Annotated in this window: 13 protein-coding genes, 3 pseudogenes and 1 CRISPR repeat array (1 of these 17 running past the window's edge); of the genes and pseudogenes, 9 read left to right on the forward strand and 7 right to left on the reverse strand. The window is 69.4% G+C overall.

The genetic code is table 11. The features are described from left to right. A CRISPR array of direct repeats spans window positions 1-353; the repeat unit is 28 nt; unit sequence CTGCTCCCCGCGCCTGCGGGGATGGTCC; it begins 41 nt to the left of the window's first position. 108 nt (window positions 354-461) lie between these two features. Next, window positions 462-1,841 (reverse strand): helix-turn-helix domain-containing protein, encoded by a 1,380-nt coding sequence (locus D7231_RS32235; RefSeq protein WP_120759482.1) that lies wholly within the window; start codon window positions 1,839-1,841, stop codon window positions 462-464. A gap of 203 nt (window positions 1,842-2,044) precedes the next feature. On the opposite strand from D7231_RS32235, the gene D7231_RS32240 reads away from it, so the two are divergent. The 3 genes from D7231_RS32240 to D7231_RS32250 are packed head-to-tail and all read left to right on the forward strand — an operon-like array spanning window position 2,045 to window position 4,745. Next, a complete protein-coding gene (locus D7231_RS32240; RefSeq protein WP_199739501.1) occupies window positions 2,045-3,046 on the forward strand; it encodes a Gfo/Idh/MocA family protein in 1,002 nt (333 codons plus the stop codon). Beyond that, complete coding sequence (locus D7231_RS32245) at window positions 3,043-4,296, forward strand: DegT/DnrJ/EryC1/StrS family aminotransferase (protein WP_120759486.1); 1,254 nt, start codon at window positions 3,043-3,045, stop codon at window positions 4,294-4,296. Before D7231_RS32240 ends, D7231_RS32245 begins: the two co-directional genes overlap by 4 nt. Beyond that, window positions 4,293-4,745: an NUDIX hydrolase gene (locus D7231_RS32250; protein ID WP_120759489.1), complete on the forward strand. Its 453-nt coding sequence runs from the start codon at window positions 4,293-4,295 to the stop codon at window positions 4,743-4,745. Before D7231_RS32245 ends, D7231_RS32250 begins: the two co-directional genes overlap by 4 nt. Window positions 4,746-5,135: 390 nt before the next feature. Here the strand turns inward: D7231_RS32250 and D7231_RS37890 are convergent. Then, window positions 5,136-5,425 (reverse strand): annotated as a pseudogene (locus tag D7231_RS37890) (M15 family metallopeptidase); the annotation flags it as partial. A 2,212-nt stretch (window positions 5,426-7,637) separates the two neighbouring features. Here D7231_RS37890 and D7231_RS32265 point away from each other — a divergent pair. Then, the gene (locus tag D7231_RS32265) at window positions 7,638-9,014 is read left to right on the forward strand and encodes a NucA/NucB deoxyribonuclease domain-containing protein (protein WP_147449835.1); all 1,377 of its coding nucleotides are present in this window, start codon (window positions 7,638-7,640) and stop codon (window positions 9,012-9,014) included. 56 nt (window positions 9,015-9,070) lie between these two features. Here D7231_RS32265 and D7231_RS32270 read toward each other — a convergent pair whose 3' ends face one another. Next, window positions 9,071-9,682 (reverse strand): DUF6461 domain-containing protein, encoded by a 612-nt coding sequence (locus tag D7231_RS32270; RefSeq protein WP_120759498.1) that lies wholly within the window; start codon window positions 9,680-9,682, stop codon window positions 9,071-9,073. A gap of 471 nt (window positions 9,683-10,153) precedes the next feature. On the opposite strand from D7231_RS32270, the gene D7231_RS38610 reads away from it, so the two are divergent. The 4 genes and pseudogenes from D7231_RS38610 to D7231_RS32290 all read left to right on the forward strand — a co-directional run bounded on the left by D7231_RS38610 (window position 10,154) and on the right by D7231_RS32290 (window position 15,016). Further along, the gene (locus D7231_RS38610) at window positions 10,154-10,312 is read left to right on the forward strand and encodes a hypothetical protein (protein WP_158673861.1); all 159 of its coding nucleotides are present in this window, start codon (window positions 10,154-10,156) and stop codon (window positions 10,310-10,312) included. Next, entirely contained in the window at window positions 10,309-10,530 is a 222-nt protein-coding gene (locus D7231_RS37895) for a hypothetical protein (RefSeq protein ID WP_228775665.1), read from the forward strand. Before D7231_RS38610 ends, D7231_RS37895 begins: the two co-directional genes overlap by 4 nt. Before the next feature lie 36 nt (window positions 10,531-10,566). Continuing rightward, window positions 10,567-11,250, forward strand: a pseudogene (locus D7231_RS37900) (DNA polymerase III subunit alpha); the annotation flags it as partial. A 1,057-nt stretch (window positions 11,251-12,307) separates the two neighbouring features. Next, window positions 12,308-15,016, forward strand: coding sequence for a tetratricopeptide repeat protein (locus D7231_RS32290; protein WP_120759504.1), 2,709 nt, complete (start codon window positions 12,308-12,310; stop codon window positions 15,014-15,016). 53 nt (window positions 15,017-15,069) lie between these two features. Here the strand turns inward: D7231_RS32290 and D7231_RS37905 are convergent, their stop codons facing one another. After that, window positions 15,070-15,798 carry a hypothetical protein gene (locus tag D7231_RS37905; protein WP_242000036.1) on the reverse strand — a complete coding sequence of 243 codons (729 nt, stop codon included), beginning with the start codon at window positions 15,796-15,798 and terminating at the stop codon, window positions 15,070-15,072. 333 nt (window positions 15,799-16,131) lie between these two features. Here D7231_RS37905 and D7231_RS32300 point away from each other — a divergent pair, with 333 nt between their 5' ends. Next, window positions 16,132-16,386: a hypothetical protein gene (locus tag D7231_RS32300; protein WP_120759506.1), complete on the forward strand. Its 255-nt coding sequence runs from the start codon at window positions 16,132-16,134 to the stop codon at window positions 16,384-16,386. 184 nt (window positions 16,387-16,570) lie between these two features. On the opposite strand, the gene D7231_RS36660 is transcribed toward D7231_RS32300, so the two are convergent. From D7231_RS36660 to D7231_RS32320, 3 genes and pseudogenes are all read right to left on the reverse strand, one after another. Beyond that, complete coding sequence (locus D7231_RS36660) at window positions 16,571-17,608, reverse strand: TniQ family protein (RefSeq protein ID WP_158673862.1); 1,038 nt, start codon at window positions 17,606-17,608, stop codon at window positions 16,571-16,573. Window positions 17,609-17,978: 370 nt separating this feature from the next. Continuing rightward, window positions 17,979-18,749: pseudogene (locus D7231_RS38745) on the reverse strand (TniB family NTP-binding protein); the annotation flags it as partial. After that, entirely contained in the window at window positions 18,716-20,944 is a 2,229-nt protein-coding gene (locus D7231_RS32320; RefSeq protein WP_120759508.1) for a DDE-type integrase/transposase/recombinase, read from the reverse strand. The gene D7231_RS32320 and the pseudogene D7231_RS38745, both read right to left, overlap by 34 nt. Between the last annotated feature and the right edge of the window lie 19 nt (window positions 20,945-20,963).

The following is a 20,963-nucleotide window of genomic DNA, read 5'->3' on the forward strand; positions in this document are numbered from 1 at the left end:
GCCCGCCGTGGAGGTGTCCTCTGCTCCCCGCGCCTGCGGGGATGGTCCACGGTCGCTCATCGCATTCATGCGGTCGAAACGCTGCTCCCCGCGCCTGCGGGGATGGTCCCAACGGAGCGTAGTCTCACCTGCACACAAGTTACTGCTCCCCGCGCCTGCGGGGATGGTCCCGTTTGAGTCAGTCATGGTCCTTGACCTCGGCACTGCTCCCCGCGCCTACGGGGATGGTCCCCGCCGGCCCGCACCGAATCCGCGGCCGGCACCCTGCTCCCCGCGCCTGCGGGGATGGTCCCACCCGAGCCACCGGCCAATGGCGGGGCAAGGCATGCTCCCGGCGTCTGCGGGGATGGCCTCTATCCGGCGAACAGGGCCAGTTGATGGCAGAGTTGCTGGGCGTGAGCGCACAGGAGGAAACGGGCCCGTACGGCGATGACGGTCCGTCCCTCACGGCGGGCGGGCCGTCAGGTGAGGACACCGACGCGGGCGGCGAGAGCGCGTAGCTCGGTGGTCGTCCGCCCCGAGACCAGCAGTCCGGAGACCAGCGACTTCACCGCCGGGCGGGCGTGGGTCTCCTCCGGGGCGTGGTGTTCGGCGGCCAGGAGTGCGCGGATGCAGTCGTCCCGGCGGCCCGAGCGGGCGAAGGCGGTGGCGATGTCGGTGTAGTAGCGGGCCCGCCGCTCGATGCTCGGCAGATTCCCGGGCGCCACCGCCCTGGCCGCGGTGAGGGCGGCGGAGGGGTCGCCGGCGGAGTTCTCCGCGGAGACCAGGTGGAGCTGGACAGTGGCGGGGCTGAACCCGCCGCCGTGGTTCCGCAACACGGCGGCCGGGCCGAGTTCCCGGGCGATGGCAGCGGCCTCACCGGTCAGCTCCCGCATCCCGGCCGCGTCGCCGGTCTTCGCGGCGGTGTAGGCGGCGGACTGGATCAACAGCCCCCGCTGGGCCGCCAGCGTCGGCTCGCCGCCCCGGAGGGCGAGGCGATCAGCGGCCGCCAGGGCGATGGAGAGGGCCTGCTCGTGCCAGTCGGCCTTGCGGGCCAGGACCGCGAGCTGCCGTGCGGCCTCCGCGATTAGCAGGGGCACGCCGGCGGCTTCGGCGGCCTGGCGGGCGCGGTCGGCGGCCATCCAGCCGAGCTGCTGCTCGTCCAGCTTGATCAGCATGCGCGTGGCCAGCAGATAACTCTGGGCCAGCAGCCCGTCGTCCTCGGCACCTTCACCGCCGGCTCGGGCGTGTGCCGCGCAGATCAGCCGGGGCAGCCGTACGGCCAGGCTGTCGTACGCGCAGGCGTGGAAGTCGGTGAAGGCCCGAGCCAGATCCGTGCGCAGGACCGCCGACGACGGCACGGTGACATCCGCATGCAGGCCGAGCATGGCGTCCCGCACCCGCGCGACCAAGACCTCCCCAACAGCGGCGTCCTCGCCGGGTGTCTTGCCTGTGGGCAGGATGGGGGCGCCGGCGGCTGCGGCGGCCGTGACCGCGAGGTTCACGAGCAACTTCCTGCGCCGCACCGGGTCCTCCCCGTCTCCTCGACGAGCCGTCTCCGCCACCCTAGGACGTGGCAGGCGCGGGTAGGCGGCGCTCGGCCCGATCACCCGCCCGTGGCGGGCCTCGGGCGGGGCGGTCAGCCCCAGGGCCTGCGACGGGATGCCCAGGGCGTCGGCGAAGCGCCGCAGCACGGTGACGTCGGTCAGCGGCGAGACGCCGCGCTCGTACCGCGAGACCTGGGCCGCGGAGTAGCCGGTCAGCTCCCCGAGCTGAACCAGAGTCAGGCCCTGCTTCCTGCGGGCCTGCCGGACCAGTTCCCCGGGGCCGCCTTCTGCCGGCTGTGCTCTGACCGCGTCCATACCCGTCCCCCGCTCGCCGGGAGTGCGCCGCCGCACACCGTACTCGCACGCGCCGGGCCCCGGCAGGGGCTTTGCACAGGATGCAAACGGCTTTGCGGCCCACGGCAACGCACCTGCCGCCACTGCCCTGGTCGCGGTGTCCTCGGAGAGCAGGCGGCCCGGACAGCGGGCCGCCGCCGCGCATCCGAAAGGGGATGTGAGCGATGAACGTACCCAAGAGGGCCGCGATGGTGGGGCTCGGTGGCCAGGCCACCAACGACCACCTGCCCGGCCTCGCCCAGTGCCACCTCGCCGAGCTCGCCGGGGTCTGCGACGTCGACGCCGACCGGGTCGCCACTGCGGCCGACACGTACCAGGTGCCCGGCTTCACCACCATCGAGCGCCTGCTCCAGGAGGTCCGGCCGGACTTCGTCATTGCCGCGGTACCGCACCACGCCGGACAGCAGGTCATCGCCGCGTGCGCCGAAGCCGGGGTGCACGTGCTCAAGGAGAAGCCGTTCGCCACCAACCCCCACGAGGCGGCCGAGCTGGCCGGGCTGTGCGAGAAGGCGGGGATCGATCTGATGGTCACCGTCCAGCGCCGCTTCCACCCCGTCTACGCCGCCGCCCTCCAACTGCTGGAGCGGATCGGCGCCCCGTACCTGGTCGAAGGGCGCTACACGTTCCACTGCCCGGACCCGGCCGCGGGCTGGCGCGGCCGCGCGAAGCTCGCGGGCGGCGGGTGCCTGGTGGACATGGGCTACCACCTGATCGACCTGCTCATCTGGTATCTCGGCCTGCCCGACCGCGTCCTCGCGGACACCTCGACCGCCGCTGCGCCGGGCGCCGCGTACGACGCGGAGGACACCGCCCTGGTCCATCTCGGCTACGACCGCGGCCTCTACGGCTCGCTGCTGGTCTCCCGCTCCGCCGGGCCGAAGACCGAGCGCCTGGCCATCACCGGCCCGCACGGCACACTCGCCGTCGAGCGCGGCACCGCCCACCTCCTCGACCCCCGCGGGCAGACGGTCGAGTCCCTGCTGCGCGAGCCGGCCTGGCCCTGCCCGCCCGCCGCGCAGATCGACCGCTTCTGCCGCGTCCTGGACGGCACCGCTCCCAATCCTTCCGGCCCGGCCGCCCACCTGCCGCACACCGCATTCCTGGCCGCCGCCTACGCCTCCGCCACCACCAACCGCCCCGCCGACCCCAAGGAGTTCCTCGCATGACCGGCTCCCCGCTCGCCCTGCTCGGTGGCGAACCGGCCGTGACGGCCCCGGGCCCGCACTTCACATGGCCGCCCATCGAGGACACCGACCGGCGCGCGGTCGCTGCCCAGCTGGAGATGGCCGTCTCGATCCCCGACCGCTCCGGCATCACCGCGGACCTGGAGGACGCGCTCGCCTCCTACCTCGGGGTCCGGCATGTCGTGACGACCTGCACCGGGACGGCCGCGCTGCACTCAATGTACGCGGCCGCCGGGATCGGCCCCGGCGATGAGGTGATCGTCCCGGCTCTGACCTTCCACGCCACCGCCACCCCTCTGTTTCACCTCGGTGCCCACCCCGTTCTCGCTGACGTCGACGACCGTGGCCGGCTCGACCTCGACGACACCGCCCGGCGCATCACCGCCCGGACGAAGGCCGTCATCGCAGTGCACCTGTGGGGGCTGCCCGAGGACATGGACGCGCTGATGTCCTTCGCCGGCGAACACGAGCTGATGCTGCTGGAGGACGGCTCCCACACCCACGGTGCCACCTGGAACCGCCGGATGACCGGCACCTTCGGCACCGCGTCCGCGTTCAGCCTCAACGGCCCCAAGCCGCTCTCGGCCGGCGAAGGCGGGTTCGTCGCCACCGACGACACCGAGCTGTATTACCGCGTGCTGCTGCACGGCCAGTACAACAAGCGGTGCCGCCGCGAGATCCCCGCCGACCACCCGCTCGCGTGCTTCGCCGTCACCGGCATGGGCCTGAAACTGCGCATCCACCCCCTCGCCGCCGCGCTCGCCCATGCCCAGCTCACCCGCCTCGACGGTCACCTGGCCGGGCGCCAGGAGATCGCGGCACGGATGTGCGCCGCCCTCGACGGTGTGCCGGGCATCCACGTGCCACACGTCCCGATCTCCTCCCGGCCGTCCTGGTACGCGCTGCCGCTGCGCTACGAGCCGGCCGAGCTCGGCGGGCTGCCGCTTCAGCGGTTCCTTGACGCCGTCCACGCCGAAGGCGCCACCGAGGCGGACCAGCCAGGCTCGACCTGCCCCCTGGGCACCCATCCGCTATTCCAGGCCCCTGGGGCCCTGCTCCCTGGCTACGCTGACGGCCAGGACCCCGCCGTCGGCGACTTCCCGGCGGCGGAGTACGTGCACGCCACCACCTTCAAGCTGCCGGTCTGGCACCGCGAGGAGGACGTCCGCCTCGCCGACGCCTACACCGCGGCCCTCGCCAAAGTCGCCTCCTACGCCAAGGACCTGCTGTGAGCTCTCTCGACACCGCTCTGTTCGACGATCTCGCCCGCACCGCCGAACGCGATGGCATCGCCAAGCCCGTCGTGGGCGCTGTCATCGCCGATGCCGACGGCAAGGTCCTGCTGCTGCACCGCCCGGCCGACGACTACCTCGGCGGGCTGTGGGAGCTGCCCTCCGGCGGCGTCGGCCCGGGCGAGAGCCTCATCGAGGCACTGCAGCGCGAGGTCGCGGAGGAGACGGGGCTGACGGTCGCAGCCGTCGGCGGCTACCTCGGCCACTTCGACTACCGCTCCGGCAGTGGCCGCGCCACCCGCCAGTTCAACTTCACCGTCACCGTCGCGGGGGAGACGGTCGCGCTCACCGAGCACGACGCGCACCTGTGGGCCGACCGCGCTCAGCAGAACAGGGTCTCCAGCGCCGTTCAGGCCGTTCTCGACACCTGGCGCAACCAGGCAGTCTGACCGGCCCCCGAGCCTCAAACCGCGCCCCGGTCGTCCTCTCCCGGAGGTCAGCCGAGGCCCGCCGCTGTATGTGAGGTTCGGGGAGGGCGGCACTGGTGTGCACGGCTTGGTGTCGCCGGGTAGGACGCCGTTTCGCGCTGCTCGGCAGCTGTTTTGCTAGCTGATCATGATGTCTGTGGTCCGGACTCTGAAGTGATGTGGAGCCGTATCAGGCGGTGCCTTCTTTGCCGAGTCTCCTTCCGGGGGCTGGGGATTGGCCGTGGTGGTTCAGGGGCTGCGTTGCCGGCGTGGAGGATCGTGATGGTTTTGGTGACGATGACGTGGCTGCCGCGAGGCGTGTCTTGTTGTTTTGAGGGCGGCTGCGGCTGTGTGTGCGGCGGAGAGTGCGCACGGCCCGTACATTGCCGCCGGATGCATGGTGGCCAGTGCCCGGTAGCGGTCACCGAAGTTCCAGTGCCACGACTCGGTCGGGTAGTTCACCAGCGCGCCGACGGTCAGGGCCATGGACAGAATGTTCCGGTTGGCGTGGGCCGTGGAACTGATGTTGGTCGCCGCGGTGTAGCAGGCGCCGTTGCTCTCCTCTGGGGTCGCGTTCGTGGCAGTGTCGAGGTCGAGTTCCCGGCCGTCGACATCGGCAAGGTGAGATCGCCAGCGGCTCCGGCGGTGTGCGGGGAGGTCTCAGTGTCTGGGTCCCGGACGCTGGTGTGATCGATATTCTGGTGTGAGCGTGTCGTTGAGGGAGTGGGGGGTGAGTGAGTCGTTTCGGGAGTCTGATAGGTGTGGTTTGTCTGATTCTTTGCAAGTGGGTAAAAACAGGCTTGGGCTCTGCTAAATGCCCTGGTCGTCGAGTCTGCTCCCCGCGCCTGCGGGGATGGCCCCCAGCGCCCTGCGTGCGGACGGCCCTTGCGGTCCTGCTCCCCGCGCCTGCGGGGATGGCCCGGCGTCGAAGGCGTCCGCCGGTGCGCCGGGGAGCTGCTCCCCGCGCCTGCGGGGATGGCCCGCCTTCTTCGTCATCGGCGGTCGCAGCCGGCTCTGCTCCCTGTGCCCGTGGGGATGTTCCTGGCGAGACCGGCACGCTGCCCAACCAGACCAGGTGCTCCCCGTGCCCGCGGGGATGGTCCCACCTCCCACGCGCTCGGCGAGCACGAGCTGACCTGCTCCCTGTGCCTGCGGGGATGGTCCCATGAGCGGCTTAGGATCGCCACGCAGGTCTTCGTGCTCCCCGCGCTTGCGGGGATGGTCCCGGCGACAGCAAGCCGCTGCCTTCCTTGCCAGGCCTGCTCCCCGTGCACGTGGGGGTGGGCCCAACGAGGAACGCACGCTGCCGGGCGTGTCCTTCTGTTCCCCGCACGCGCGGGATGGATCCCCCCCGCCCCGCGCCGCCGGCTCTTCTCCGCTGGCAGCCCGTCAAGGCCGCGCTGGCCATGGCCCTCGCGGGCTGTGCGATCGGCAAGGTCGTGGTGGCCGCCGGAGCGGGCGTGCGCTGCTCCCCGCGCGCGGGGGATGGACCTTCGTCGTGCGCTTCCGGCGAACCGAGGCCGTCCTGTTCCCCGTGCCCGCGGGATGGCCCCGACGGCAAGCCCGTGCAGGACGGTGAGAGCGTCTGCTCCCCGTACGCGTGGGGATGGGCCCCAGGCCCGGCCGGGTTCGGGCATACACAGGCGCTGCTTCCCGTGTGTGCGGGGATGGACCCTGCGGAACCGGGTACCGAGACGAGGCGCCCGGCTGCTCCCGGCTCGCGCGGGGACGGACCCGCCTCGGGACCCATCCGAGCCCCACATGCTGCTCCCCGCGCCCGCGGGGATGGCCCCGGTGTCGCTCTGAGCCATGGAGGAGTCCTTGCCTGTTCCCTGCGTCCGCGGGGATGATCCCATGCCGCGGGGCTCTTCCCGGTACGCCTCTTCCTGCTCCTTGTGCCTGTGGGGATGGTCCCCGCGCGCTCCATTGCGGATGCGCAGGCGAAGCTGTGCTCTTCGTGTCTGTGGGGATGGTCCTACCGTGTCGGCGAGTTCGTTGCCGAGGCGGAAGTGCTCCTTGTGCTCGCGGGAGTGAACCCTGCTGAGCAGGGCGGGACTTGGACGCCGGTGGCTGCTCTTCGCGTGTGCGGGGGCCGGTCTTCTTGATAGGGGGCAGGGTGGGCTTGACTGTTCTTCGTGTCTTTGGGTTCTTGCGTGTGTGGGGTGTGGGCTTTTGGTGTTGATTGTCGGGAAGAAGGAGGGGGCGGTTTCTTTTGCGTGCGGGTGTTCTGGTGGTGGGGGCTGGTCGGGGGTGTTTTTGGTCGGGGCCGGGGTGTAGGTGGCTGTTTCGGGGTTGAATGGGACCGCGCCTCGTAGATCGCCTGCTTCCCGCACGTGTGGGGATGGGCCCATCACGCACAACGGGCGATCGGAGACCCGGGCTGCTCCCCGCGCCCGCAGGGATGGTCCCGACTGCGACGCCGCCGCGCCCATGGCCTACGTCTGCTCCCCGCGCCTGCGGGGATGGCCCCTGGATGGGGCCCTTGCGGTCGCGGGCGAGTACAGCGGCCCTCCTCTTGCTGCTCCTTGCGCCTGCGGGGATGGTCCCGACAGCGGCACGAAGCCCTCGGCCCGCACCTCCTGCTCCTCGCGCCTGCAGCCGAACAGCCTCTCACCAACATCTTCACGGCACTTCTAGCACCGCCGCCCGCACCCGCCACCCGGCGCACGACAGACATGCGAAAGCCCTGGGTAGGGCTTCGCGTGCGTCATTCACCCAGCAGCACGGCGGTGGTCATAGTGCGTTGACCGAAGTCTTTCGCATCAAGATCAAGTTCCTTGACCGTGATCAGTCATGCGTGGTGGGATCTCCCACGCAGATGGCACATTCGCCCTCTGGCCGGGGGAAAAACGTTCATGCCGCCAAGGGGGGACCTTGCGAATCAGAACCGCATCAACAGCACTTGCAGCCCTGCTCGTACTCGGTGGAAGCGCTGCCGCGCACGCCGCCGAGCAGCCGGCACCGAAGGTTGAGGGTCCGGCGCCCGTCCTCGCCGCGGAGCAGCACCCCGGGTTCATGCCGCTCAATGGCCCTCGCCCCAGCTCCAGCAAGACCGTCTCCACCGACGCACCGACCAGCAGCACCGGTGACTGCGCTGACGTTCAGAAGAACCCCCAGCGGTTCATGAAGCCCGGCGAAGACACCACCTGGTGCTTCAGCTGGGATGGTCCCTCCGAGACCGCCAAGAACCGCCGCTCCATGACCGGGACGCCCGGCATGGTCTGGTGCGACGTGGTACAGGGCAAGATGGTCGAGCAGGCGACGCGGGAGTCCATCTGCGGGCACCACGTCTTCACCGGCAAGATCATCGACAAGACGGGGCTACCCGCCGGAGAGATCACGGGTACGGTCGCCCAGGAGGTCTTCACCAAGAACTCCGAGACAGGATTCGACGAAAACTTCTTCCTGAGAATCACTGACGCCACCGGCGAAGCCAAGGCCGGTATGACTGCTTCCATCGCCGCCGAGTGCGTCGGAGCCTGCCAGCAAGGCCCGGACCCGTGGAAGGGAAACGCCTCCCTCCAGAAGGGCACCGTCCTTGAAGGAACCTGGCACCGCAGCTGGACCGGGACGACCGGACACGCCGGCTTCAAAATCGGATACGCCCTGGTCTTCAAGTCAGGAAACAAGGACTCCAAGCCTGCCGCCATCGGCTGGACCTGGGCCAAGGGCGCCGACGCCGTCCGCTGCGACAACGAGATCACCAAGTACGCCGGCTGCGCCATCCCGACCTTCACCCCGACCATGGAATTCAACCGGGACAAGTACCCCTCGGCATCGGACTACATGAGCAAGCAGTCCGTCTTCCTGCTCGGCAAGCCCGGCAACGAGTACTACGGCGGGAAGCCCCTGCACCGCGAAGCAGACGACAAGAAGGCCGGCGACAACCGCAACGTCGTCTGCGACAAGACGTTCAACAAGATCGATAACTTTAGCGGCAAGTTTGAGATCCAGTGTGACGAATACCCCTTCGCGCGAACCAAGGAAAGTGGCGGCCAGCTCGGCATCAAGTCAGGTTCTGAGTGCGCCTACCAGGGAGAACTCGTCCCTGGAGGAACGCAAGCCGGTGGCGCCATCCCTAACTTCGCGTACTCCGTCAAGTCCGCTAAGGCGTCATCGGCACCTGCTGGCACGGCAGCATGTGCCCGGTCCGGGATGAGCAAGAACGATAACGAAGGGATCGGGGGCGACCTCGCCCGCTTCTTCACCAAGAACCGGGTCCTCGACAACGACCCCTTCTGGGTCTACTGACCTCAAGATGAAAGGCATGGTGGGGCTGGGCAGTCTGCTCAGCCCCACCGGCCATGTCAGGTCCGGATCCTCACCGCGGGGAGGTCCTCAAAGTCCGAACTGCGCGGCACTCCCAAACCCCACGCCTCCAACTCCTCCAGCACTCGGCCCGTCGGGTCCGCAGCCTCGGCCAGCCCCTCGACGACAAATCCATCCGAACCCTGATCCGGATGGAGCGGATCGTAGGAGGAGACCACACGGCCATCCACCGCGTAAGTCACCCAAGACGCTGCATTCCCAGACCGCCTGAACCCAACAAGCCGGGTACCGACCGAGGCACGCTCAACGATCTCCCGGCCCGTCAGCGCGGCACCAAAACTCTCAATGGCATAAGCCCACCCCGCGATCTCGCCGACCCGGGCCACCTCGCCACCGTCGACGAGGAAGCCATCAGCCTGCAGTTCCTCCCGGTCAAGGTCGGCACTCTCAAGGTCCGACTCATCCTGGTACCGATTGAACACGTCGACGGCTTCCGCCTGCTCCCGGCTCAGCGCCCGGACCGCCGCGCCATCCGCTCCGAGCTTCCTCAACAGCCCCTCCGCGGTCTCGCCGGCACAGAAGAGGACTGTGAACCCCTCATCGCTGTAGGACTCAGGTAGCCAGGCGATTCCGTCATGCGCACCATTCATGAACGGAGACTACGACCCACTACCGTAGGGGCTCCAGCAGCGGTCATAGGATCTTCGGCGAGTGGCATGGACCCATATCTTCCACGCCGCGTCAACGTTTCGCACCATCTGTAGGCCACAGCCAACCTGCCTGTTTCTGTGGAAGCCGCTCACCGGGCGGGGTCGCACGTCACGATGACGTGATGCATGCCTCACGCCTCCTGGCCGCCGCCTTACCCATCTTCCTTGCCGCCGGTCTCGTCAGCTGCTCCACGGCTGCACCCCCGGACAGGCCAGCCCCCTCGGCAACGTCGCCACAGCTGAGCAAGGCCGCCGTGACCGAGCGGTGCGTCTCCGCGGTTCCATTGACGTCTCCGAGGTCATCGTCGCGGAGGCAGCCAGGGCCGCCGATCGGGCCGGGGAGAAGGACGTCACCGTACTGACCGCTGACGGCTACCTCGGCCAACTCGGCAAGGGCTCTACGACCGGATCGTGGTTACCTGCGGCGTCACTGGCATCTCCCCGCACTGGCTTGATCAGATCACCGACGACGGACAGATCGTGGTCCCCGTCGCGCAGGGCGCCTTCCACTCCACCCTATCCGTCACCGCGACGGCGCCCGTCTGCTCGGCCCGGTCTCCGAACCCGTGAAAGCCCTGTCCGCCGGCCGAGCCGACCGCGCCGAGCAGCTCCTCGCCCCCTGGCGCGACCTCGCCGGACCGAACCTGCGCCTGGAGACGGTGTGGTGGCAACTGCCCGGCACCGGCCCCGGCTCGCTCCGCCTCCCCGCCCGCACCCTCGGCCTGGCCGACCAGCTCGGCATCCCCGCCGTACTGACCAACGCCGTCCGCTACGCCGACCCCTCCTAGCACTGCCTCGCCGACGTTCTCGACGCCGCCCGCCTCCTGAGACCGATCGACCGCCGCCACCTCGACGCGGGGGAGCGGTGGCTCAAGGACCCGGTCTCCCTCACGGTGGCCGCCGAACGCATCGCGGAAGCCGCCGGCGCCGGCCCGGACCGCGCGCTGCGCCTGCTGGCACAGACCGCACGGACCGCCGAGGAGTGCACCCTCGATGCGGTGAAGGACCTGGGCCTGGGCATCCCGCACTTCCCCGAACCCGAAGCCGTCGGTGCCGACCCGGGCCAGGGCGGCGCGGCGCGGCTGCTGCGCGAGCGCTGCGAGGCCGGCATGGTCCTCCGCGGCCTGGACCACGACCCCGACGCCCTGGCCCGGCTGGAGGAGGAGCTCGCCGTCATCGGCCGCCTCGGCTTCGACTCCTACTTCCTCACCGTCGCCCAGGTCGTCGCCGACATCCGCGAGATGGGCATCCGCGTCGCCGCCCGCGGCTCGGGCGCCGGCAGCATGGTCAACCCCGCCCTCAACGTGGCCACGGCAAACCCCCTCTCCCACCGGTTGCTCTTCGAGCGCTTCCTCTCCGAGCGCGGCCGGAGCCTGCCCGACATCGACATCGACGTCGAATCCGCCCGCCGCCTTCAGGTCTACGACCGCATCATCGAACGCTTCGGCCCCGAGAGAGTCGCGGTCACCGGCATGCCCGAGACCTACCGCACCCGCCACGCCCTCCGCTTCCCTGTCAAGTTCAGCGTGTTGAGGGTCAAGCGCCGAACTTGCCATCCTGGTACTCCTGCAGCGCCCGCCGACCGCCAACGGGGCGGCCTTCGGCACGCTGGAGGACGACCGGTATGGTCAACCTCCTCTTCGCCCCACCCGTGTGGGAGCGCTGCGACGCACTCTCCTTGAAGCCTCCGCCGTGCTCCTGGACGGGCACGTAGAGCGGGCGTACGACGCTGTCAACATCCTGGTGCACCAGGCGGAGGCGGGCGCAGTGCCGGCCTCCGCTGCCCGGCGTCGCCGCTTTGGGCGGTGACATTGCGGCCACCCCGTTCCTCCTTTGCTTCGGAGTTGCGTGGCCGGGTGCTCGCACGCACGGGTCGGCGAGCACCCTTGCATGATTGATCTTGATTAGAAGGGCCGGTGCCGGAACCTTCGGCGACGTCTCAGCTGCCATTCGGCCCACTGTTCGGCCCGTGCCTCCTTCCGTGTCGTGGAACGTCGTACGGCGTGCTGCCACGGGCGGTGTGCGATGGCAAGTAGCGCCACGGCGGCCGGAATGAGGGGAGCCGCGAGCAACGCGAACGTGCCGCTGTGGACGGCCAACACGGCGAGCAAGATCATGTTGGGGAATGACAAGTAGACAACAACGGTCAGGGTCTTGAGCATCCAATCCCCCAGGAGGCCCCGTGCCTCTGCACGGACGGCCTCCTCAATGTCAGGGGGGAGCGCAGCAGTGGCCGACGCAGCCTCACTCATTGCAGCCGCCTCCTCGGTTGCCTGCCAGGGCGATCGCGCCGAGGGGACGAACGCCGCGCATCCGAGGCGAGGGCCGCTTGAAGGGGCGCTGCTCCGTCAAACAGGGCGTCCGCCCTGTTCCATCCGGGATCCCTGCTTGTGCCTGGCCCGGGATCTTCATCCGTGAGTTCATCTGTTCTCTCCTCTGATCGGACCGGCTGCGCGTGTTGCGCCAAAGCCGTGACCAGCAGAGAAGCAATGGGGGAGGATCTTCCACGAGTGTTCTGGAACATCCTGGAACTTCTGGGCTGCCACCAGCGGGGGAGGAAAGATCATGGATACTGGACAGGACGATCCGGCGAAGGGGAACAAGCGGCCGCGGCAACGGCGTACGCCGCTTCCAGAGCTCGCGGAACTTACCGCGAACCTCAACAGGGCTTTCCGAGACTCGCAGTACGAGACCCGGACGCAGTTGGTGAATAGGACTGACCTGAGCCCCAGTGAGGTCAGCGAGATGCTGAGCGGCACAGCGCGCCGCGGCCCTGACGCCTATCGCCGTTTGGCCGAGGCACTCGGCGTCGCGCCGAAAGACATCAACAGCTGGCTGGCGAAGGTCGATGAACGGCGCGAGCGGACAGCAGGCCTGACGAGTCCGGTCAGCCTTGAGGCGCCGGTGGCGTTGTTGCCTCCGTCGGTGCGCGGTCGCACGACGTTGTGGGCAGAGCTCCGCCGACGGTTGACGTCGCCTGCTAGACGGCTGCTGGTGCTCCATGGAATGGGCGGGTCCGGAAAGAGCACACTGGCCCTTCGGCTGGTCTCCTTTGCTCAGGACCGGGGGATCCCGGCCTGGTGGGTGCCGGCGCTGGACGAGGAGACCGTGGCCGCGCACCTCTACGAACTCGCGGCGGCCCTCGGCGCCACTACCCGGGAGCTGGCGGCAGCGCGGGCTACTGGAAACGGTCCACGACTGCTATGGGGGCTCCTGGACAAACTGGAAGGCCCATGGCTGCTGGTGCTCGACGGCGCTGACCGGTTGCCGGCTAAGGCGAGCGGCTCTGTGGCCGACGGGACCGGATGGATCCGCCCATCGGCTCGCGGGCTGGTGGTGATTACCAGCCGCGACAGCAACCCTCATCGATGGGGGACTCGGGCGAACCGCAGGCCCGTCAAGCCCCTGGGGCGCGACGATGCCGGACAGGTTCTGCTCGACTACGCACCCGAGGCGGGCCGTGCGCAGGAGGCACAAGACCTTGGAGAACGCGTCGGGGGCGTGCCGCTGGCCCTTCACTTGATCGGCTCGTACCTGCGCACGAGCTTCGGCGCTGCGACCACGTTTACGCAATATCAGGCCGAACTCGAGCGTCGGACAGCGGCCTTCCTCGACCAGGGGGGACCGACTGTCCCTCCGGCTGCCCGTACCCATGCCCACCTCCGGCAGATGATCACGTATACGTGGGAGTTGTCCCTGGACGCACTCGACGAACGCGGCATGTCTGATGCCCGGACCTTGCTCAGGCTCTTGTCGGGGTTCGCGCCAACCCCACTGCCGGTTGACACGCTGGATCCCGAACTGCTGGCCGGGCGGATCGGCGGCGAGCCCACGACGGTATCGGCGAAGGAGGTCTTCACTCCGGGGACGCCGCCAAGCGAAGACGAGCGAGACCGGCTCCTCGCTGCGCTGGCCGACATGGGGCTGATCGACGTCGACCGGACTTCGGAAGGCACCCGCTGGCTGCAGATGCACTCGCTCGTTGCCGAAGTAAGCAACCTGCACCTGCACAAGGACTCAGAACGGGCCCAGTCCACTGCTCTGCTTGTCTGCCGACTGCTGTGCGACTTCGATGATCACCACCAGCCAAGCGCCCCGGAAAACTGGCCGCTGTGGGCCATGCTCGTGCCACACGTTCGGCACGTACTTGATAACGCTCCGGACTCTCCCGAGGGCAAGTTCATCCGCATCGGCCTGGTCTGGGCGTGCGAGCAGGCAGCCAACTACCTCAACCGATCCGGCGACACCGCAGCTGCCAGGCGACTCCTCGAACAAGCGAGCCACCTGACTGACAGGCCGGATGCAGCGCGGACGTTCCGGCCCCTCCTGAATCGCCGCCGGGCGGAGTACGCTGCTGATCCCCAGGAGCGTGTCCGTCTCGCTGGTCGAGCCATGCGAGAAGGGCTGGTCACCTCGGAGTTTCCGCCCGAGGAATGGCTGCGGGCTGCCCAGATGAGGGCGGCGGGCCTGCTGGAGGTCGGCTCGGTGGCCCGGGCGGCCGAGGAGATTGACGCCTACGTCAAACTCGCCGAACAAGTTCTCGGCGCCCGCCACCGCGTCACGGTGGATATCCGCCTCACCCGGGCGAATGTGTGGACCACGCAGGATAAGCATCAGGCAGCGGTGGACGAGTTGACCGCGCTGCTGCATATCGTCCGTCAGGATCCCGAAGCCGGTGAAGAGGACGGCATCCGGATCAATCTTGCCGCAGCTCTGACGTCCCTCGGCGATTTTGAGGTCGCCGAGGAACATGCCCGAGCTGTGATCAGAGCACGCGCGAGACGGCTCGGCCCCGATCACCCAGACACACTGCGCAACCGCATCCTCCTTGCCGGAATCCTGCGCGGCCAACAGCGAATGGACGAAGCTCTGCGAGAGAGCGCCGATGCCCTGGCTCTGGCACGCCGTCGGCTGCCACCGGGTCACGAGACGATCCTGTCGTTGCATCTGTCGGCTGCTGAGGCTCTGGCATGGTCTGGGAACCTGGAGCGAGCTGAGGAGGAACTGGCTGCCCTCGAGCCGGCTATGAACCGCCTGACTGTTCCCGCTCAGTTGTGGATGAACTATCTCAAACAGGTACATCTGGTTAGACGCTGGCGTCGTGAGGGGATGCCATCCCGCGACGACCTAGTGGCCATGGGCTTGGGGAAGCAAGATCCAGAGTTGCAGCGGGCTCTGCTGGCGGCCGTCCGCGAGCACAACGCCACCATCGTCGAACTCAACAACCGCGCGGGACTCAAGACGCCACCCATCCAGACCCTGGACGATCACTGAGACCGCAGCTTCCCTTGGGCGCGAGCCCCGGCGGATGGGCTGTGCGACGCCGCTCAGCGCGGCGTTGGTGGAATGGGCAGCACGCGGACGACCGGATCCGGATTTGCCAGTTGTTCGCGTAGCTGCCGGTTTTCCAATGTGGGTTGATTGACCACGCGGACCAGCCCTCCGACGTCGTCGCGAAGCTGTTCGAGCTCGTCCTTGTCCTTCTGGCGGAGTTCTTTCAGCTTTACGACTTGTTTGCGGAGCCGTGTCTCGGCGTCGGTCGGTTGCCCGCGCTCTTTGACCTTGGCGTAGAACTCGTTCTTTAGGTCGAGGTGGCGCTGGGTAAGGGCGTTGCGGGGGACGCCGGCCTCAAGGGCGAGGGCCACCACGGTCAGAGCTCCGTTGGAGCGCTCCGTACGGCCGGACAGGATGCGTGCCATGGCGGCCCGGATACGGTCGCGTTCGTCGAGTGCTCCGCTCATGCCGTCGTGTCCTTCAAGGTGATCTTGGTCCGGTCGTGGGTGTCGGCGGCGTCCCGAAGGCGCTTCACGTGGTCGCGCAGCCGTTCGCTGATCGGCTCCGGGACGTGCGCGGCCTGCGGCTGCTGTTCTGCGTACGGCCAGGCGCTGGGGTGTGCGGCCCTGCCTGACCCAGGAGTGGGCGGTGGTGCGGTGCAGGGCGATGTGGTGGCCGTCGATGGCGAGGAGGTGGTTGATCTCCCGGACGAGGTCGCAGGGCTCCCAGCCGGCATGGGCGAGGGCGGCGGCCAGTTTCTGATTCGGTTCGGTTGCAGGCACGGGCGACTCCGCTGAGTACAGTCAGCTCACGCGAGTAGCGTGGATCACCGCCACCACGTGGCTGAGGCGTTTACCGCCCGCTGCTGCCCGCAATCGTGCGGCCACGCGGACACGGGACCTTTGTGAGGAGCCCCTCGCCCGCCGGGTGGACGGTGCAGAAGCAGCATCACGCCGTGAGGGTGCCACGGACGGCCATTTCACGAGATTCACAGCCGGGCGCTGAGGTTCTCAGGCTTCACGCTGCTGTGGCCCCCGTGCGGGGTCCGGCGGCGGTGTGCTGGTGCCTGTCCGCGGCGGAGTTCCCGTCGCCGGCAGACGACCAGGAGGCTGGCGATGGGGCTATCGCTGACCGGAGCGGAGCCGAGTACGACGGGAGACCTGGGCGGTCCTTCGGACTGGGGCCGACTGACCGCTCAGGCGGGCAAGACGGAGATCCTGCAGAAGGATGCGTTCCTGCGGGAGGTGTGGGCGGAGCTTGCGGTGGCCGCCGGCACGGAAGGCGCATACCGCTTCGCCGAGCAGGGCGCGCTGCTGTGGGTGCGCCCGGACGCGTTCGCGGTGGGGCAGGCCCGGGCGGTGCTGGTGTGACGGGGATTTTAGGTCTTCGTTAGTTGGGGTGTTCTGGCCTGGTGTTTCGTTTTTTGGTTGGGATTTCAGGCCGGGTGAGGGCGTGCTGTGAGGGGATGGGGACCGGCTGGCAGCGGGTGTTCGGTTGGTTGTTCGGGTTGTTGGTCTGGGGTTTTGTGGTTGTGTGGGATTGATCTTGGGTTTGTTATCGGTGGAATGGTGCGCTGTAAGGGAGCCGAGCGGAGCGGCCACGGCACGGGAGCTGCTCGGGGCTGGGGCTGGTCAGTGGCGTGATCGTGTGAGGTAGGTGTGGAGTGGGTCGCTGGTGGTGGGGGAGAACCGGGTCAGGCCGGTGCCTGCGGCCGATCTCGGTGAGGGTCTCGCGCTGGTGGTGTGCCCGGTGTTGGTGGGGGAGTGTGGCCAGGGTGCGGGCGAGGATGACGGCCTCGGGATAGATCACGAGATCCCGGGCCAGCAGCGCGGCTGAAGCGTTTCCCCCATGGTCCAGGTGCGCGTTGAGCGCCGTGAGTTGGTGGAGCCGGTGGTGCCATCGGTCGGCCAGGTGCTGCTGGTGGTCGTACCAGCGGGTGGTGATCGCGCGTGCGGTCATCCAGGCGCTCGTGCCGCGGGGGTGTCGGTGCAGGCGCTGGTGGCCATGGTGGGCCGTGATGAGTTCGGGTACCACGCCGGTGCGCAGGGGCGTGCCGAGCCGCCAGTCGGGTGCGGTCTGGTGGTGGCGGGGACAGAGGAGCCGGTGCCAGGGCCGGTGGGTCCATGCGGCCCTGGTCGTGCCCTGGCTGTGGTGTCGTGTGCACAGGGTGCAGGCGGCCACGGGCCGGTCCGGGGCGTCGAAGGGCGTCCAGCGGGCGGTGGCCGCGCCGTTTGGAAGCGCGCTGTGGTGGGTCAGATGGGGCAGGGCGCAGGTGAGGTGGGCCATTGGGATCCGGCTCAGGACGGCGATGCGGCCCGTCGCGGCGGGGGAGAGGGCCAGGCCGGCCGCAGGTGTGGTGCCCTGTCCGTTCAGGGCGATGCCGGCCCCTTCGCAGAGCTGGGGCAGTGTCAGCCGGTAGGCGGCGGCCAGGCGCTGGAGGTAGGAAGCCGTTGCTTCGTAGGGCAGGGGTCGTACCCGGAACACGCCCGCTGCCGGGGGCGGGATCTGCGCCCATGCCCCGGTGGAGGGCATGCCGCCCTGTTCGCTGCTGGGCGCGGCCGCCAAGCCGGCTGCGAGGAGCGGCCGGTTCACCGAGAGCTGGACCTGGCCGGTATCCGGGCCGGTAGTGCTGTTCGGCGAGGTAGTCGAGGCGGATGGCCTCGAGGGTGGTTTTGGTGATGCGTTCGGTGCCGTCGGCCAGGGCGGCCAGGGCTGCCTGTTTGATCAGCCGGGACAGGGACCCGATCCGGCCGGCGGTGCGGGCGTGCAGGTACGGCGCCAGACGTACCAGGCTCCCGGGGCGGTGCTGGCGGAGGTCGAGGGCGTTTTCCATCGCCCGTACCAGGTCCTTGAACGGTTCGTGTTCACCGTCGCGGGCGGGGAAGGGGTCGCAGTCGACAAGGCCGGCGCGGGCGGCGAGCTGGGCCCCGCGCACCCCCGTGAACAACGGGGTGGCAGCTACGTCGATGCCCGCGTACACGAATGTCGCCCCGATCCGCTCGGTGAGGTCTTTGATCAGGTCGGCGCTCTGGGCGCCGGTGGTGGTGCGGGGGTTGAGCCGGTGGATCTCGTCGATCAGCACCAGGCGCACGCCCGCCTGCGTGTAGGTGTGGCAGACGCTGTTGACGACCTGGGCCTGGGACATGCGGGCGGTGGTGGGGATGCCGAGGTAGCGGGCGAATTCCAGGGCGAGGGTCTTGGCGCTGGCGGCGGGCGGGACCAGCACATAGGCGACCGGGATCTGTCCGGCCGCGGCCACCTCGCCGTGGCGGCAGGTGTGTGCCAGGTGGCAGACACGCCCGACCTGGAGCAGAGCCGTGGTCTTCCCGGCCCCGGCCGGACCGGTGACGATCAGGGACGGACGTGCGGTGACCTGCTGGTGGCGGCCCAGGATCATCAGGGTGCGTACCTGCTGGGCGAGGGCGTCGATGGCCGGGGTGCGTACGGTGACGAACCGCGAGTGGTAGGCCAGGCGTTCGGCCAGGCTGCGCGGGGGTGCGCCGGGCGCGGGAGGCGTGGTGACGGGTGTGGTGGCGAAGCGGGCGAACCCGTCCCACACCGTCACCGCTCCGGGCTGCGCCTGTCCGTCGCCGCCCGTGCGCCCCGCGGTGTCTTCGGCGCTCACCGCACAGTTCGCCGGCTGATGCGTGGTGGAACGGCGCCGTCCCTCGAGGCCCTCGCTGTGTCCGGCCGGGCTGCTCACCACTGTTCGGCCTCCGCTTCGGCATTCCACAGCCCGTATCCGCCGGCAAGGGCATCAGCCGCCAACGCTGTGTCCGTTTCCTGGGCTGCATCGCTCCCGTCCGTCGTCCCGGTGGCGGCGAGGTCGTCCAGACTCTCGCCCCATTCCCCCTCCGGCACCGCCCCCCTCTGCGCGGTACCCAGGGCCTGGGCCGGCCCGGCGACCGTGTTCTGATCTGTGCCGACCGCAGCTTCGTCTCCTGTGTCCCGGCTGTTTTCCGGATCAGAGGGCCACGGGGGTGTCGGCAGGAGGACGTTCAGGCCTTCGAGCACGGCCGTGCTGCCGGGCGGGGCGATGGGGCTTTTGCGGCCCCGCCGTTTCGGCGGTGCTCCCGCTGCTGTGCCGCGGGTGCGGCGCAAGAGCTGGTCGAGGGCGTCGGCGAGGTCGGCCTCGTGCTGCTCCCGTTCGCCCCGCCGGGCGACTTCATGCTGGACGTGGCGCCACATCTGGTCGTTGAAGGGCTGGTGGACGTGGTCGCGGTGGATCCACGGGATTTCGTGGAGCTGTCCGTCGCCTAGGCGGACCCAGACCTGCCGGGCGTCGTGCGGGTTGTGGTGGACCTCCCACTTGCCGTCCTTGGCCTCGGTGTCCGAGCGTCGGCCGCGGTGGGGGCCGAGGATTTCGTGGTCGTAGGTGCGGTAGTCGATACGGATGCCGCGTTCGGTGATGGGCTGCCACCGCACCGGCAGCAGTTCCAGCCAGTCGGCACCGGTCAGCGGCACGGGCACGTACCCGCACAGGGAGATCAACGCGGCCCACATCTCGTTCGGCGTGAGCGCTGTCTTCGCCAGCACCGGGTGACGCAGGCCCTCGTGCGGTCGGTTCTGCCAGCAGACGATCCACTCGTCCAGGAAGTCCTGCAGCTGCGGGATCGTCCACTGCGCCTCCGCCAGGGTCTGCCGGCCCCGGCGCAGGACGCTGGAGCCGGTGTGGCCGGCGACGTGCTGGCAGAACAGGTCGTTGACCGACCCGAAGGTCCGCTCCACCACCCCTTTGGCCTGGGGCCGCCGTGGCGGGGCCGGCTGCACGCTCACCCCGAGCGTCTCGCACGCGGCGACGAAGCTCTCGGAGACGTAGACCTTCCCGCGGTCCACGACGATCGTCTCCGGCACGATCACCGGCCGGGCCGCCGCCCCTTCCAGCCGCGCATCCAGCGACAGCATCCGCGCATAGGGCACCTGCGCCCGCGACAGATGCAACGCCGCAGGCCACGTGGGCCTCGCCGGGTGGGGAACGGCCATCTCGGCCAGTAACAGTGCCGCGTCCACGGCCTTCGTGCCGTGCGGCCGCAGCACCGCCGCCAGGATCGACCGCGTCGCCACGTCCACCGCGATCGAGAGCTCAGGCCGCCCCAGGCCGCCGTCCTCCAGGACGGCCATGATGTCCAGCCGGGTGGTGTCGATCTGCACCTGCTCCCCGGGCCGCAGTACCACCGGCGTGCCAGGCCCCCGCCGTGGCGCGGTGGCGGTCCGCGCCCCGTACCCCAGCCGGTCGGCCGGATCCGCCAGCACGCTCACCAGCCGGTAGAACGACGACCGTGACGGCATCTCCACCGTCCCGCGCCCGTGCGTCTCCTCCAGGATCTGCCCGACCAGCACCTGCAGTCCCTTCACCGTCCCCTTCGACCGGCCCCGCTGCCGACGCAGCGCCTCCAGCACCGCGGCCACGACCCGCTCGTCGGCATAACCCGTCGGACAACGACGACGCGTCGGTACCGTGCGCTTGTCTACCAGGCCCCACAGGCCCTGCTTGCGGTACGCCAGCCGCATCTTCTGCACCGTCAGACGCGTCACCCGCGTGAAGCCGAGCGCCGTCATCTCCTTCGCCTTGGCCGCCTCCCGCTGCGCCAGCGTCCACCGCCCCGGGTCGTACTCCTCCCGCATCACCCGCCCCGCACGGCCGCCCTCAGGATCCGGCCACCCGGTCTCCACCTCACGGATGTGCGCCACCCACGCAAGCGCCCGCTGCTGCGCCGCCACCGGCACTGTCTCGAACAGCCCCCACTGCGGCACCGCATCCGCCGCCCGCGCACCCACCACCTCAAAGCCGGGATCGGCGAACAACCGGTTCAACAGCAACGACGTGTTTGTGCCGCCCTCGTCCAGCAAGGACACCTGCTGTCCCTGCAACGCGGCAATCTGAAACGTCTGCCCTTGGTAGACGACGTGCGCCCCGACCTCCACCACCGGACGCCGGCCCCTCTTA

It is taken from the genome of Streptomyces klenkii (genome assembly GCF_003626645.1).
In the GTDB taxonomy this organism is placed as follows: domain Bacteria; phylum Actinomycetota; class Actinomycetes; order Streptomycetales; family Streptomycetaceae; genus Streptomyces; species Streptomyces klenkii.

Excerpts from the sequence above, each read along its gene's own strand:
- D7231_RS32235 (WP_120759482.1), bottom strand. The coding sequence starts at position 1,841 with ATGGACGCGGTCAGAGCACAGCCGGCAGAAGGCGGCCCCGGGGAACTG.
- D7231_RS32240 (WP_199739501.1), top strand. The coding sequence starts at position 2,045 with ATGAACGTACCCAAGAGGGCCGCGATGGTGGGGCTCGGTGGCCAGGCC.
- D7231_RS32245 (WP_120759486.1), top strand. The coding sequence starts at position 3,043 with ATGACCGGCTCCCCGCTCGCCCTGCTCGGTGGCGAACCGGCCGTGACG.
- D7231_RS32270 (WP_120759498.1), bottom strand. The coding sequence starts at position 9,682 with ATGAATGGTGCGCATGACGGAATCGCCTGGCTACCTGAGTCCTACAGC.
- D7231_RS32290 (WP_120759504.1), top strand. The coding sequence starts at position 12,308 with ATGGATACTGGACAGGACGATCCGGCGAAGGGGAACAAGCGGCCGCGG.
- D7231_RS32300 (WP_120759506.1), top strand. The coding sequence starts at position 16,132 with ATGGGGCTATCGCTGACCGGAGCGGAGCCGAGTACGACGGGAGACCTG.